Genomic DNA, 13,328 nt, shown 5'->3' on the forward strand with positions numbered 1-13,328 from the left:
CCTGCTGGAATGGCTGCTTCGGCGGTCCGTGGCGAGGAGGTCCGTTGCCGGAGCGTGGCGGGAGGCCCACCGGGCCTACGGGTGGGCCCGAGGGGTTGTGGGCACGTGTCCGGGCGGCCGAGGCCGCCGTCGGGCAGATCGGTACGACCCTCGACGCGGTGACCACCTGCCGGGAACTGGCCGGTTTCCTGTCCCGGAACGTGTGCGACGCGGTCGCCGTGGATCTCCTGGCGCAGGACGGCGGTTCCCGCCGCGTGGCGACGGCGGGATCCGTCGGGCTGCTGACGGCCGGCGCCGGCGCAGCGCCCTCGGTACGGGCGTCGGACGGCGGCCATCAGCTCTCCGAGTGGGCGACGGTCGCGGGCGGCGTGCCCGTCCACGTCCTGTCCGTCCCGCTGCCGGACGGGGAACAGGTCCACGGCATGCTGACCGCCGTACGGGCCCGCGCGGGGTTCGGCGACCACGAGGCGGCGACGGTCCACTTCGCGGCCCGGCTGGCGGCGGTGCACCTGGGGCACGCGCGGCAGCTGGCCGCCACCGAGGACACCGTCTCGCACCTCCAGCGCGCGCTCGTGTCGGAGCCGGGCCGGCCGCACCCCAACCTGGAGGTGGCCAGCCGCTACCTGCCGGCCGGCCCCCGGGCGCTGGTGGGAGGCGACTGGTTCGAGACGATCCGCCTCCACTACGGCCGCACCCTGCTCGTGGTCGGAGACGTGATGGGCCACGGGCTCGACGCGGCCGTGGACATGAACGCGTACCGCTCCACCCTGCGCGACGTGGCGTCGACGGACCTCGCCCCGCACCGCGTACTGCGCCAGCTCGACGTCCTGGCCGCCGGAGACGCGGCCCGCAGGCCGGCGACCTGCCTGCTCGTACGGGTGGATCCCGCGCGCGGCGTCGCGATGTTCGCCAGTGCCGGCCACCTGCCGCCGGCGGTCTTCGGGGCGGACGGCTCGGCCTCGCTGGTCGACGTCCCGGTCGGCCCGCCGCTGGGCACCGGCATCGGCGGCTACGAAGCCGTCACGCGCGCGATCACCCCGCAGGAGACCCTGCTGATGTTCACCGACGGGCTGGTGGAACGGCGGGGCGAGGACATCGACGTCTCGCTGGCCCGGCTGGTGGGCGTACGGCCCCCGGTGGGGGCGGGCGTGAACGCGGTGGTGGACGCCGTCGTGGACGGCCTCGACGCCCAGCACGCGGAGGACGACGTCGCCGTACTCGCCGCCCGGGCCCGCCCCCGCCCGCCCGACCCTGGAGCCACCCCCTCCGGCATGCCCGGAGGGCCGGGCGAACCTACGGTGGAACGGTGAGCCATCGCCTCGCCTGCGTCGCCCTGACCGGCACCCTGTGCGCGACGGCACTGTCGTGTACCGGGGCAAGGTCCGAGTCGCGCTTCCAGGTCGCGCCCGAGCCCGAGGTGAAGACGCTGTCCGCGCACGTCACGGCCGTCCCCCCGGAGAAACTGGGTACCACCTACCACCCCGGCTGCCCCGTGCCGCCGGGGCGGCTGAGGCTCGTCCGGATGAACCACTGGGGCTTCGACGGCAAGGTGCACACCGGCGAACTGGTGGTCCACGAGGACGTGGTCGCCCCCGTCCTGCGGGCCTTCGGAAAGGCCTTCGCCGCCCGCTTCCCGATCCGCCGCATGCGGGTGATGGCCGAGTACGGCGGCAGCGACACCGCGGCGATGGCCGACGACAACACCTCCGCCTTCAACTGCCGGCCGGTCACCGGAGACCCGGGCCGGCTGTCCCGGCACTCCTGGGGCGACGCCATCGACATCAACCCGGTCGAGAACCCGTACGTCGACGTCCGGGGCACCAGCCATCCCCCGAACGGCCGCATCCACCTAGACCGCGGCCGCACCCGCCCCGGGATGATCACCCCCGACGGGGTCGTGACCCGGGCCTTCCGGGAGATCGGCTGGTACTGGGGCGGCCGCTGGACCCCTCCGGACTACCAGCACTTCTCCGAGCAGGGCGGCTAGGGCGCCCGGTATTCCGGGCCAGGGGGCCGGCCTCAGCCGCCGGGGGTGAAGGTGACGGGCAGGCTCTCCGGGCCGCGTAGTCCGCCCGGGCGCCTGGGGATCCCGTCCGGGTCCGTGGCGAGGGCGAGCCCGGGGAGCCGGCGCAGGACCGTACCGATGGCGATCTGACCCTCCAGCCGGGCCAGCGGAGCCCCCAGGCAGTAGTGGATGCCGTGCCCGAACGCGAGGTGGGCGTTGTCCTGGCGGGTGATGTCCAGGCGGTCCGGGTCGGGGAACCGCTTCGGGTCGCGGTCGGCGACGGCCGAGCCGATCAGTACGGTCGCGCCGCGCGGGACGGCCACCCCGGCGATCTCCATGTCCTCGCGCGCGAACCGCGCGATGCCGGGGCTCACCGGGCCGTCGTAGCGGAGGAACTCCTCGATCGCGCCCGGCAGCAGCTCGGGGTCGGAACGCAGCAGGTCGAGCTGGCCCGGGTGGGCCAGCAGCGTGGCGATGCCGGTGCCGATCAGGTTGACCGTGGTGATGTAGCCGGCGACCAGCAGCAGGAACACCATGGCGATCAACTCGTCCTCGCTCAGCCGCTGCTGCGCATCGCGGGCGGTGACGAGGCCGCTGAGCAGGTCGTCGCCGGGGTGCGCGCGTTTGGCGTGGATGAGCCCGGTCAGGTAGGCGCGCATGTGCTGCCAGGCCTCGTTCACGACGGAGGGATCCGGCGGCTCCGCTCCCCGCCTGAGCATCTGGTCGGTCCAGTGCTGGAAGTCGCGGCGCTCGTCCACCGGGACCCCGAGCAGTTCGCCGATCACCGTGACCGGGAGCGGAAGCGCGAAGTCGGCGACCAGATCGGCATGTCCGGCCGGGGCGACCGCGTCCAGCAGACCGTCGGTGATGGCCTGGATCCGGGGCCGCATTCCCGCCACGCGGCGGGCGGTGAACGCCTTGGAGACCAGGCGGCGCAGGCGGGTGTGGTCGGGCGGGTCGCTGCGGAGCATGTTGCTCAGCATCGAATCGCGTTCCGTTTCCGGCAGCTGCCGCAGGATCCGGCCGTCCGAGGCGTCGCGTACGTCGCTGCTGAGGCGGGCGTCGGACAGGGCCGCGAGTCCGTCCTCGTAGCGCGTCACCAGCCAGGCGTCCAGGCCACCCGCGACGACGACGCGGCGCACGGGGCCGTCCTCGCGCAGCTGCTGGTACAGGGGGAACGGATCCGCGACGAAGGCGGGGTCGGCGTAGGGCAGAAGGGTCGGCTGCTGCTCACTCATGAGGCCTCCCGGAGCGTGTCGTCCTCGCTGTGGGAGCGAGGTTATCGGCCCGACGATCCCGATACGTCGCTTTTCGGCCTCCGACGGCGAGGTGAGGCGGAGGCGGGCCGAGGCGAGGTCAGCGCAGTGATTCGCTCGGAGGCCGCTCGCGCAGGGCCCCGTAGGCGAGGAAGTAGGCCGGCAGCCGGTTCAGCCGCCGTGAGTCGGTGAGGAGCTCGGTCAGCCGCTTGGCCCGCCGGGGGTTCCCGAACGCGTCACCGCCGGCCAGCAGCGGCCCGATGACCTTGGCGTGCGCGAGGCGCTGGAGCCCCTGGGTCGCCACGGTGGTGGGCAGGCGCCGGTACTGCACGCGGCGTACGTCCCGGAGCCCTACGGTGCCGTCGCGCAACGGGCCCACGAGGTGGCGGGCCGCGGCCACCGCGTCCTGCACGGCGAGGTTGATGCCGATGCCGAACACCGGGGACATGGCGTGGGCGGCGTCGCCGATGCACAACAGCCCCGGGCGGTGCCAGCGGCGCAGCCGGTCGAGCCGTACGTCGAGCAGTTTGACCTCGTCCCAGGAGGTGACGGCATGGGCCCGGTCTGCCAGCCAGGGGACGGCCTCCGTGAACTGCGCCATGAACGACTCCAGGCCCTCGGCGCGGCGCCCGGCGTCGGACCCCTTGGGGATGAGCGCCGCACACTGCCAGTAGTCGCCGCGGTCGATGAGGGCGACGAACAGCCGGTCGCCGAGGCCGCCGACGAGCCCGCTGGGGTCCTCCTCGCGGCGCGGCACCCGGAACCACCAGGCGTCCATGGGGCACGGGAAGTCCTCCAGCCCCAGCTCGGGCAGCGCTCTGGCCAGCGAGCCGCGTCCGTCGCAGGCCACGGTCAGCGAGGCCCTGAGCTCGCCCGTGCCGCCGTCCGAGGTCCGGTACCGCACGCCCGTGACCCTGCCACGCTCGATCAGGAAGGACGTTGCCTCGGTGTTCATGCGCAGGTGGAAGGAGGGCTCCCGGCCCGCTTCGTCGGCGAGCAGGTCGAGCAGGTCCCACTGCGGCACCATGGCGATGTAGTTGTACTTACCCCGCAGCGCCCCGATGTCCCCGACCGTGACGAGGGACCGGTCCGGGCCGATGGGCAGCTGTACCGAACTCACCCGTCGCTGCGGCAGCCGGGCGAAGCGATCCGCCAGGCCGATGTCGTCCAGCAGCGACAGGGTGGACGGATGCACGGTGTCCCCGCGGAAGTCGCGCAGGAAGTCACCGTGCTTCTCCAGCACGGTCACGTCCACCCCGGCCCGGGCCAGCAACAGGGCCAGCACCATCCCGGCGGGCCCTCCTCCCACCACACAGCAGGTGGTTCGTTCCACGCAACCCACTCCCTTCACCGGCATCGGGTCACCCCCCAGAGGACGTATACCGCACCCAGGGCGCCGGCGGGGACAACGGCGAGGAGCCATCCGGGTTGACCGGCCATGCCTGTCCGATGAGTGGTCACCGACGCGACGTGGGGCCGGAACGAGCCGCTGACGCCGGCCTCGATCCGAGGGCGGGGGCACGACTGCCGACCAGCCGGACCAACGCGAGTGAACCGTCGGGCGCCAACGGCGAACAGGGCTTCGGCATGCGTCCCGTCGTCACATGCCCCCTGGAGCAGGCCTCGGCTCTGCCAGTCGTCGCGGACCACGTACGGGATCTTGAGACCCCGAGCAGCCCATGGCAGGCTCATGCCGCATGATCGATGAATTCGCGAAAGACAACCTGCACGGGAGACTGCGGCGGGACCGCAAGGCGCTGCTCTGGAAACTCGACGGCTTGTCCGAATACGACGCCCGCCGGCCTTTGACAGCGACCGGGACCAACCTCCTCGGCCTGGTCAAACACGTGGCCACCGTCGAGGCCAGGTACTTCGGCGAGGTCTTCGACCGCCCTTCCCCGGAACCGCTGCCCCGGTGGCAGGACTCCAACGGCAGCGATCTGTGGGCGGCCGAGGACGAGACCCGTGATCAGATCATCGGGTTCTATCAGCGCACGTGGGAACACTCGGACGCGACGATCAACGAGCTTCCCCTCGACGCCCCCGGCCACGTGCCGTGGTGGCCGGAGCCTCATGCCGACACGAACCTGTTCGCCATCATGGTCCATGTCCTCGGCGAGTCCATCCGGCATGCCGGGCACGCCGATGTCCTGCGCGAGGGCCTCGACGGCCGGACCGGGTTGCGCGCCGAACACGAGAAGCAGATCGACGAGGAAGCCCGTGCGGCCTACTGCGCGAAGATCGAGCAGGCCGCCAGGTCGGCCGCACCAATCAAGGCTTAGCTTGTTCTTCAAGGGGTTCCTGCCCGATCTTGTCGAAGCTGACCGTTGTCCCCGAAGACTGATGTCCCGTAGGTTCATCTCGCCAAAGGTTGAGGGCGGCTGGGGGGCTGATGCTGGACACGCTGGTGACGACGGCCGTTGGGGCTCTTGCAGCCACGGTGGGAGTTCTGATCGGCGGTATCGTCACGCGTCGCGCTCAGGATCGTCAGTGGCTACGTGACCAGCAGCTTGTCGCCTACCAGGAGCTGTTCAGTCACTACGCCAAGTTCACGATGGAACTCAGGCGGGCGCACGGCGACCAGCGTGGCTGGGATTACGACTGGGGCCAGTGGAGTGCGGCTTTGATGCGCGTAAGCCTGGTCGCACCTCTGGAAGTCGCAACCGAGGTCGATGATTTCGGCCGCGCCATCAACTCCTTCCTGGACCAAGTTGCGCGAGGGCGCGACCCACATCGTGACCCGGTGAGTCCAGAAGAGTTCGAGCAGGCCAGGCAGGCACCTGCCGAGGCGCAGGTGCGGCTGGTCAACGCCATACGAAGGTCACTGAGCAGTGATCAAAAGGGACTGCTCTTCGCAATCGGCGGGTAAGGCACCAGCGCGGGCCTTACCGGCCCGGCCCCGGCAGGCCACTCGGCTCGAAGAACCGGCACCCCGCCACCCGCTATGACGTGGGCAAAAGGTCAGACGGCCCGGCATTATCGCCGAACGTGACCAGGTCAGACGGGACTTGATGTCGAAGCGGCTGGTTCCCGATGAACCCTGGGAGCACCTGGCCTGGCTGCGCGAGCGCGGGCTCTTCGCGCGCATCGCGCGGCCCGGCATCGAGTCCGGCGAACGCCTCGGTCGGCACCGCTCGAAGATCGAACGGCCGATCGCCTGGCTCTTCGGCTACCGCCGCCTCACCGTCCGACACGAACGAAACGGCTCAGTCCACCCGTCCCATGCCCCATGCCCCTTCAACATCGCGGGTATGAAGCAGACGCATGATCGGCCGGGCACCCCCCTAGAAGGCTGCCCTTCGGTTCTCGCTGCGCGGGTCGGTCACCTGGTGCTCGGCGTAGATGCCCGCACGCGACTTACGACGCCAGGGACGCGCATGGGTTACTGATTCGGCGGCAGCCTCAGAACTGTCGTCAAGGTTCACGACGGCTACGGATGGCGAGCCGTCTGCGGCGCATCGCCCGAGCCAGTCACCGTTGGGCGCGATGACTCCGGATGGTGCGGTGGCGCTGTGCTGCGTGGGCACCGAAAGGCTGACCCAGTAGCCGTTGACCGCGGCGTGGCCCTGGGCTTGCGTGGCGACTGCACCCGGCGAGACGCCGGTCGTTGAAAGCAGGACGCAGTCGACATCCAGCTTCTCGTATTCGGCGAACAACTCCGGGTAGTGGACTTCCATGCCGAGCAGGCAGCCGAAGCGCACACCGTCGACGTCGAAGGTCACGGGGGAGACGCCCGGCGAGTACAGGTACGAGACCTTTGTGTGCGACAGCAGGCGCTCGTCATAGCGCGTGACGACCTCGCCGCGATCGGAAATGACGTAGAGGCTGTTGTGCGGGCGGTTCGCTCCGGTCAAGCGGTGCACCGAGGCGATGACCGTCCACAGCCGCATATCGCGCGCCAGCCCGGCGATCGCAGCCAACTCCGAACGGAGCACCGGCCACTGGCACCGATCCCAGTCCGCCGGGCCGACCGCGTCCGGGCTGCCGACGGACATGACACGCTTGCTGGGAAAACAGATCGCGCCTTCCGGAAAGTGCACGATCCTCGCCCCCTGAGCACTGGCCTCGCGCATCAGAGTGCGGACCTCACGGCCACTCTCGCGCAGCGCTCGAACGTCTCGGGGGTCATCGCGCACGGGGGTCTGCGCTACGGCGAACCGCACGCTCTTGGGATTCCCCGCCTCCGAGATGACGTCTCCTGAGGGAGCCGGACGGAAGTGCCGGAGGGCGGCCGTGTAGGACTCGCCTGTCTTGGCGGTGCGGGCACGCACTTGGCGCTTGAAGTTGCTACGGGCTGTCATCGTGGCCTTCCACGCCTTGAGCGACGGCTCCCCGGCAACCTCGCCCGAGGCGATCGGGCTGCAACAACGACCTGAGACGCTGGTCCCTTTGCCTCCGACGGGAGACCGTGCCGGGGACGGTCGCGGGAGGTTCGGCGTAGGCCACGCAATCGGCCATTTTGCCGTCGCCCGCCGGCTCCGTCAACGGTGATGTCCCCTATCGGCGGTCACGGGTGTTGCTGTGCCGGGGGAGAATGATCACCGACGGCCGGAACGCGTGCCGACCTCGTCACCGACGTCGCCGACCCAGACGCTCAAGGGGATCTCCGGCTCGGTCTCGGCCTGTTCCGCCCTTCCGTACGTCCTGCAGGTCCTCAACGTCCGACCACAGGACGAAGCCCGGGCTCTCGTCGGTCAGGAACTCCGCGACGATCGCGTCGAGGTCGTCGGAGGCCGCGTAGAGACCGCCGAACGGCAGGGCATCCGGGGGCACGGAGCCGGTCGAGCATCGCAGCTGCCCGGCCAGCATCACGGAGGCATCGCCGCACCGCTCGGGGAGATGTGGTGAAGAAGGCCGGCGGATCGGGACGTTGCCGCACGCACCGGCGCCGGGGCGAGGATGGTGGGAGACAAACGGTACGAAGAGAGGACCCTCATGAGGGCACATCACTTACGCACCCTGTTCGTCGCCGGCGCGGTGGCGCTGGTCTCCCTCACCTCCACCACACCCGCGCAGGCCCTGCCCGCGTGCCCCGCCAACGCGATCTGTCTGTGGCGGTACCAGGACGGTACCGGCGAGCTCTACGTCTGGCGCGGGGGCTACGTGGACCTCCCCAGCAGGTTCGTGGACCACGTGGGGTCGTTCCGGGCCAACCGGAGCGGGGCCTTCATCGACTGGGCGACCGGGAAGGAGTGCCGACCGGTCCACAGCGGCGACTACGCGAGCAACTACAGCGGCCGTTTCGGCTCGAAGATCGACGCGGTGGGCAACAACTGCTGAGCCCGGAAGGGCGCGCGGCCGGGTGCGGTTCGGGGTCAGTAGCGCAGGGCCGTACCGGTCCGAGCCGAGACCGTGCCCGACAGTTTGTGCGTACTGCGGGCCGTTCCCTGCCCCGTGCCCTTCCCTGCTACGTCCGTGATCGTCACGACCACGGTGTCGACGAGATTGCCGCTCCCGTCCTTGAAGTCGACCTGCACCGCGAAGGACTTCGTCGCGTCGTCGCTGTTCCGTGCCGTCACGGGGACCGTGGTGTATCCGTCGCCGTCGGTGGTCACCGAGCCCAAGGTCACCTCGTCCTTGGCATCGACCCCGTCCTTCACCTCGGCGAGCTTGCCCTTCGCGACGGCGGCCGCCGATTCGGCGGCCTTCGAAGCCTCGGCCGCAGCCGACGAGACCGCCTCGCCGGCGGACTTCACCGCCGACGCCGCACTCGACACGGCGCCCGACGGGGTGCCGTCACCGTCCGAACAGCCCGCGGCGCCGAGCGCCACCACCGACAGCACCACCGCACCTGCCGCACCACGCATCCACGCGACCGCCGTCACCATGCCTCCACGGGTGTTCGGACCTCCGGACCTCCCAGTCAAAGGCCCGGCGGCCCGGATGCCCAATGGGCCGGGCATCCGGGTGAGGGCGGGTGCCTCCGGTGCCTCAGGGGCGTCCCGCGGCGAGGCGGTGTTCGTGGACGCGCAGCTGGAGGGCGGCCAGGTCCAGCAGGGGAGTGGCCACTCCCAGGGCGCGGGCGCGCAGGGTGAGGTCGGTCAGGACGTGGTCGGCCTCCGTCGGCGCTCCGGCGACGAGGTCGCGGTACAGGGACGGGGTGAGCGGGGAGCCGGGGCTCGTGACGGTCGACGTGGTGAAGGCGAGCTCCGCCTCGGTCACCGGATGGCCCGCGGCCTCCGCCACCGCCGCGGTTTCCGAGATCAGCGCCGCGGCCAGGGCCGCCCCGCCCGGAACGGCGTTCACCTCTCCGACCGTGCCGCGCATCAGGCAGGTCAGGGCGACGAGAGTGGAGATGAAGACCCACTTGTGCCACATGGCCGCGACGATGTCCTCGGCCGCCGGTGAGTCGATGCCGGCCTCGGCCAGCACGCCGCGGATCGAGTCCACCCGGGCCGACGGGCGTGCGTCGAGCTCGCCGGTCAGGATCACCGCGGGCGGAGCCATGCGGAGGATGTCGCCTTCGTCGTTCAAGGTGGTGACCACCTTCGCCACGCCGCCGAGGACCGCTCCGGCCCCCAGGCGCGCGACGAGCGCGTCGAGATGGGCGACCCCGTTGAGCAGGGGTACGACGGCGGAGTCGGGGCCGATGGCGGGTTCGATCTCCGCCAGGGCCGTGTGCAGGGCGGTCGCCTTCACCGAGAGCAGGACCAGATCGTACGGTCCGCCCACGGCGCCGGCCGTCACCAGATGCGGTGTGAGGCGGAGCTCCTCTCCCTGCCCCGACACGCGCAGGCCGCGGGCCTCCAGGGCCTTCGCACGGGCCGGTCGGACCAGGAAGGAGACGTCCTGGCCCGCTGTCGCGAGCCGGGCGCCGAAGAAGCCGCCGACGGCGCCGGCGCCGACCGTGAGGATCCTCATGAGGGCGTGCCTTTCGTGGGAGGTGCGGTAGCGGGAGCGGTCACGCGGGAGGGGCAAGGGAGGGGGCAGGGGGCGGGGAGCGGTCAGGTCCGGCCCGCACCGAGCGGGCTGTCCGCGGCGGGAGTCCGCGGTGCGCGCGGCGCGTACCGGGAGACGGCCACACCGGCCAGGCACAGCGCCCCGCCGAGGAGGGTCAGCCAGGCCGGTACCTCGCCCAGGAGGGCCCAGCTCAGCAGTACGACGATGGCCGGGACGGCGTACGTGGTCGCCCCCAGCTTTCCGGCGGGCATGCGCGCCAGGGCGTAGGTCCAGGTCGTGAAGGCGAGGGCGGTCGGCACCACACCCAGGTAGACCATGTTCAGGGTCGCGGACACCGGCGCCTCGGGGAGCTCCGCGAACAGCAGGCCCGCGAAGGGCAGGCAGGCCAGGGTTCCCGTCAGGCAGGCGAAGGTGGTGACCTGCAGGGGAGTGCCGTAGGAGAGCGCGGGCTTCTGGGCGATGACGCCGGATGCGTAGGCCACTGCCGCGAGCAGGCAGAGGACGACCCCGAGCACCGAGGTGGAGCCGCCGTTCCCGGACGACATGGACAGGCCCACGACCACCGCTCCGGCGAAGGAGACGGCCATGCCCACCAGGAGCCGTGGGGGCAGGGCCTCGCCGAGGAGCCGGGCCGCGAGGAGCGCCATGAGGATGGGCCCGATGTTCACGAGCAGCGACGCCGTGCCTGCGTCGACCAGTCGTTCACCCCAGTTCAGGACGATCGTGTAGCCGCAGAACCACACCACGCCGGACACCAGGATCCCGCGCCAGGCCTCGCGGGGCGGCAGGCCCTGGCGGCTGATCAGGAGCAGCACGACGAGCACCAGCGAGGCGGCCAGCAGCCGGCCGAGGGCCAGGGCGCCGGGCGAGTACGCGGACCCCGCGCTGCGGATGGAGACGAAGGCGGAGGCCCAGGCGAACACCGTGAAGGTGACGGCGCCGACCGTGAGGACGCCGGGCGGGATCGAACTCGAGCGGAACGTCATGAGCCCACCCTACGACCGCAACATTTCGGTGTCGACCGAATTGATGCCCCTTCGTGTCGGGAGGCAGGGCTCAGCTCCACGCCTCCGGTGTGAGCCCCAGCAGATCGCCGAAGGCCCGCTCCCCGGCACCGGTCACCTCCAGCGCCCGTCCGCCGCCCGCCGGGCGCACCACCCATTGCTCCTCCGATGCCCGCGCGCACAGCCGCGCCCCGGCGAGGCCGCCCAGGTGGCGGCGCCGCTCGGTCCAGTCCAGGCAGGAACTCGCCAGCCGCCTGCGCCCCTCGCCGGCCAGGCTGATGCCCGCCTCGGCGCACCAGAGGCGGCCGGCCTCCGTCAGTTCGAACACGTCCTGCGTGCGCAGCAGCCCGCGCCGCTCCATCGCGTCGGTCACCGCCATGCCCAGCCGCCCGGCGAAGTGGTCGTAGCAGGTCCGGGCACGGGCCAGCGGGTCCGGCGCGGCGACCACGGGCACGGCGTGCGCCGCGTCCCGGTCCGGGACGGCGTGCGAGGCGAGCTCGTCGATCAGGCGGGCGGTCGCGCCGTCGGCGATGCGCACGTAGCTGTGGCGGCCCTGCCGCTCGGTCACGCAGATGCCCGCGTCGAGCAGCCGGGTCAGATGGCCGCTGATGGTGGAGGGCGCCACCGAGGTGATCCGGGCCAGCTCGCCCGCGGTCCAGGCGCGCCCCTCCAGCAGCGTCATGCAGATCGCGGCCCGCGTCTCGTCGGCCAGGGCGGCGGCGAAGGCGGCCAGCAGGGCCGCGGGGGCCGCTCCGCCCGCGGACGTCGCTCCGGGATGCGTTTCGTTCATAAGTCCAGGATGCCCCATGATTTCGGCAAACAGCGAACGATCCGTACGGGCTGAGGTCCACTGTCGCGACCGGGGGTCCGCCCGCCACACTGAGGGCCGGGGGCAGGCCGTCCCCGTCACGAGGAGGTGGTGGGGTGGTGTCGTCGGGTGACCCCGCGGAGCGGCCGTCCCCGGTCGTACGGCCCGAGGTGTGGGAGACGTACGGGCCGGCCGATCTCAGCGCCGTGCCGGTCTTCGCCGGAGGGTTCATCAACTTCGGCTACTGGAAGGCGGTCGATCTCGGGCAGCCGCTGTCGCAGGGCGACCGGATCCGCAGCGAGCAGGACCTCTACCGGCACGTACTCGATGCGGTGGCCCCTCGCCGAGGCGGCCGGGTCGTCGAGGTCGGCTGCGGTCTCGGCCTCGGGTGCGCCCTCGCGCTGGAGGAGTACGGGCCCACGGCCGTCACCGGGGTGGACATCCACCCCCAGCAGCTCCGGCGGGCCCGCGAAGCCAACTCCCCGCTCCTCGCCGCGCAGCCGCAACGGATCGGCTTCGCGCTCGGGGCCGCGGAGGACCTGCCGCTCGGCGACGCGGAGTTCGACTGCCTCTACAGCGTGGAGGCGGCCCAGCACTTCCCGGACCTGACCGCGTTCGCCCGGGAGGCGGCGCGAGTGCTGCGCCCGGGCGGCCGGGTGGCGGTCACCAGCTTCTTCACCGTGGAGGGGGCGCCCGAGCCCGCGAAGCGGCTCGCGGCGCTGCTCGACTCGTTCGCCAGCGGCCTGGACATCGCGCGGCCGGTGTCCGGGCTCGCCGGTGCCCTCGGCGAAGCCGGCTTCGCCGACGTGCGGGTCTCCTCGATCGGCCCGCAGGTCTGGCCCGGCTGGGACCGCTGGCTCGCCCGGCTCTGGGCGCCGGGGACCTGGCCCCGAAACTTCCTGGCCGCCTGGGAGCAGCAGATCCTGGACTACTACCTCGTGACCGCCACCCGCCCGTAGCCCAGGGCCTGTAAGCCCGTGGCCGGACGCCCCCGGTGTCGGTGGCCCCGCCTATTCTTCCGGCATGTCAGTCAACATCGATCTTGCTTTCACCGTCACCGGGGTCGCCGGCGAACCGCAGGCCTGGGCGATCGTCCGCGCCCTGCAGGAGCTGATGTACGAGGAGGACATAGCCGACCAGGTCACCATCGGGGTGGCGGTGGACGACGGCGGCTCGTACTTCGTCTCCGGGGACTCCGACTTCCCGCTCGGCATCTCCCGCTTCTACCTGTGGCGACCGCACTTCGAGGGCGTCTTCGCGGCGACGGTCGCCGCGGTGGCGGCAGGAGCCGAGCCGGAGATCCGGTGGGGCTACCCGGACGAGGAGTACTGAGAGGAGTACTGAGAGGTCCGCCC

General features: G+C 71.6%; 14 protein-coding genes and 1 pseudogene. 8 read left to right on the forward strand and 7 right to left on the reverse strand.

Annotated features, from left to right (window positions below):
* Nucleotides 1-95 precede the first annotated feature (95 nt).
* Nucleotides 96-1,310 carry a PP2C family protein-serine/threonine phosphatase gene (locus tag ACFY0D_RS06255; RefSeq protein ID WP_390797232.1) on the forward strand — a complete coding sequence of 405 codons (1,215 nt, stop codon included), beginning with the start codon at nt 96-98 and terminating at the stop codon, nt 1,308-1,310.
* Nucleotides 1,307-1,987 carry a M15 family metallopeptidase gene (locus ACFY0D_RS06260; protein ID WP_390797233.1) on the forward strand — a complete coding sequence of 227 codons (681 nt, stop codon included), beginning with the start codon at nt 1,307-1,309 and terminating at the stop codon, nt 1,985-1,987. The genes ACFY0D_RS06255 and ACFY0D_RS06260 overlap by 4 nt, the downstream gene beginning before the upstream one ends.
* Before the next feature lie 32 nt (nt 1,988-2,019).
* Here ACFY0D_RS06260 and ACFY0D_RS06265 read toward each other — a convergent pair whose 3' ends face one another.
* Both ACFY0D_RS06265 and ACFY0D_RS06270 read right to left on the reverse strand, forming a co-directional pair.
* Entirely contained in the window at nt 2,020-3,243 is a 1,224-nt protein-coding gene (locus tag ACFY0D_RS06265; RefSeq protein WP_390797234.1) for a cytochrome P450, read from the reverse strand.
* A gap of 118 nt (nt 3,244-3,361) precedes the next feature.
* Entirely contained in the window at nt 3,362-4,594 is a 1,233-nt protein-coding gene (locus ACFY0D_RS06270; RefSeq protein WP_390797235.1) for an FAD-dependent oxidoreductase, read from the reverse strand.
* 364 nt (nt 4,595-4,958) lie between these two features.
* Between ACFY0D_RS06270 and ACFY0D_RS06275 the strand changes: the two genes are divergently transcribed.
* From ACFY0D_RS06275 to ACFY0D_RS06285, 3 genes and pseudogenes are all read left to right on the forward strand, one after another.
* Nucleotides 4,959-5,543 carry a DinB family protein gene (locus ACFY0D_RS06275; protein WP_390797236.1) on the forward strand — a complete coding sequence of 195 codons (585 nt, stop codon included), beginning with the start codon at nt 4,959-4,961 and terminating at the stop codon, nt 5,541-5,543.
* Between the two features lie 110 nt (nt 5,544-5,653).
* The gene (locus ACFY0D_RS06280; protein WP_390797237.1) at nt 5,654-6,130 is read left to right on the forward strand and encodes a hypothetical protein; all 477 of its coding nucleotides are present in this window, start codon (nt 5,654-5,656) and stop codon (nt 6,128-6,130) included.
* A 211-nt stretch (nt 6,131-6,341) separates the two neighbouring features.
* A pseudogene (locus ACFY0D_RS06285) lies at nt 6,342-6,464 on the forward strand (IS5/IS1182 family transposase); the annotation flags it as partial.
* An 81-nt stretch (nt 6,465-6,545) separates the two neighbouring features.
* Here the strand turns inward: ACFY0D_RS06285 and ACFY0D_RS06290 are convergent.
* Nucleotides 6,546-7,562 (reverse strand): carbon-nitrogen hydrolase family protein, encoded by a 1,017-nt coding sequence (locus tag ACFY0D_RS06290; protein WP_390797238.1) that lies wholly within the window; start codon nt 7,560-7,562, stop codon nt 6,546-6,548.
* Between the two features lie 634 nt (nt 7,563-8,196).
* Here ACFY0D_RS06290 and ACFY0D_RS06295 point away from each other — a divergent pair.
* On the forward strand, nt 8,197-8,541 hold the full coding sequence (locus ACFY0D_RS06295) for a peptidase inhibitor family I36 protein (protein WP_390797239.1): 345 nt from the start codon (nt 8,197-8,199) through the stop codon (nt 8,539-8,541).
* A gap of 35 nt (nt 8,542-8,576) precedes the next feature.
* On the opposite strand, the gene ACFY0D_RS06300 is transcribed toward ACFY0D_RS06295, so the two are convergent.
* The 4 genes from ACFY0D_RS06300 to ACFY0D_RS06315 form a co-directional block, all read right to left on the reverse strand.
* Nucleotides 8,577-9,089 carry a hypothetical protein gene (locus tag ACFY0D_RS06300; RefSeq protein ID WP_390797240.1) on the reverse strand — a complete coding sequence of 171 codons (513 nt, stop codon included), beginning with the start codon at nt 9,087-9,089 and terminating at the stop codon, nt 8,577-8,579.
* A gap of 103 nt (nt 9,090-9,192) precedes the next feature.
* Nucleotides 9,193-10,122 (reverse strand): ketopantoate reductase family protein, encoded by a 930-nt coding sequence (locus tag ACFY0D_RS06305; protein WP_390797241.1) that lies wholly within the window; start codon nt 10,120-10,122, stop codon nt 9,193-9,195.
* 83 nt (nt 10,123-10,205) lie between these two features.
* Nucleotides 10,206-11,147: a DMT family transporter gene (locus tag ACFY0D_RS06310; RefSeq protein ID WP_390797242.1), complete on the reverse strand. Its 942-nt coding sequence runs from the start codon at nt 11,145-11,147 to the stop codon at nt 10,206-10,208.
* A gap of 70 nt (nt 11,148-11,217) precedes the next feature.
* Complete coding sequence (locus ACFY0D_RS06315; RefSeq protein WP_390797243.1) at nt 11,218-11,955, reverse strand: ArsR/SmtB family transcription factor; 738 nt, start codon at nt 11,953-11,955, stop codon at nt 11,218-11,220.
* 134 nt (nt 11,956-12,089) lie between these two features.
* Between ACFY0D_RS06315 and ACFY0D_RS06320 the strand changes: the two genes are divergently transcribed.
* Together ACFY0D_RS06320 and ACFY0D_RS06325 are read left to right on the forward strand one after the other, a co-directional pair.
* On the forward strand, nt 12,090-12,932 hold the full coding sequence (locus ACFY0D_RS06320; protein WP_390797244.1) for a class I SAM-dependent methyltransferase: 843 nt from the start codon (nt 12,090-12,092) through the stop codon (nt 12,930-12,932).
* Nucleotides 12,933-12,996: 64 nt separating this feature from the next.
* Nucleotides 12,997-13,305, forward strand: a complete 309-nt coding sequence (locus ACFY0D_RS06325) for a hypothetical protein (RefSeq protein ID WP_390797245.1) — start codon at nt 12,997-12,999, stop codon at nt 13,303-13,305.
* Nucleotides 13,306-13,328: the final 23 nt, after the last annotated feature.

The sequence above is a fragment of the Streptomyces sp. NPDC001502 genome (assembly GCF_042894785.1).
GTDB lineage: Bacteria > Actinomycetota > Actinomycetes > Streptomycetales > Streptomycetaceae > Streptomyces > Streptomyces kutzneri.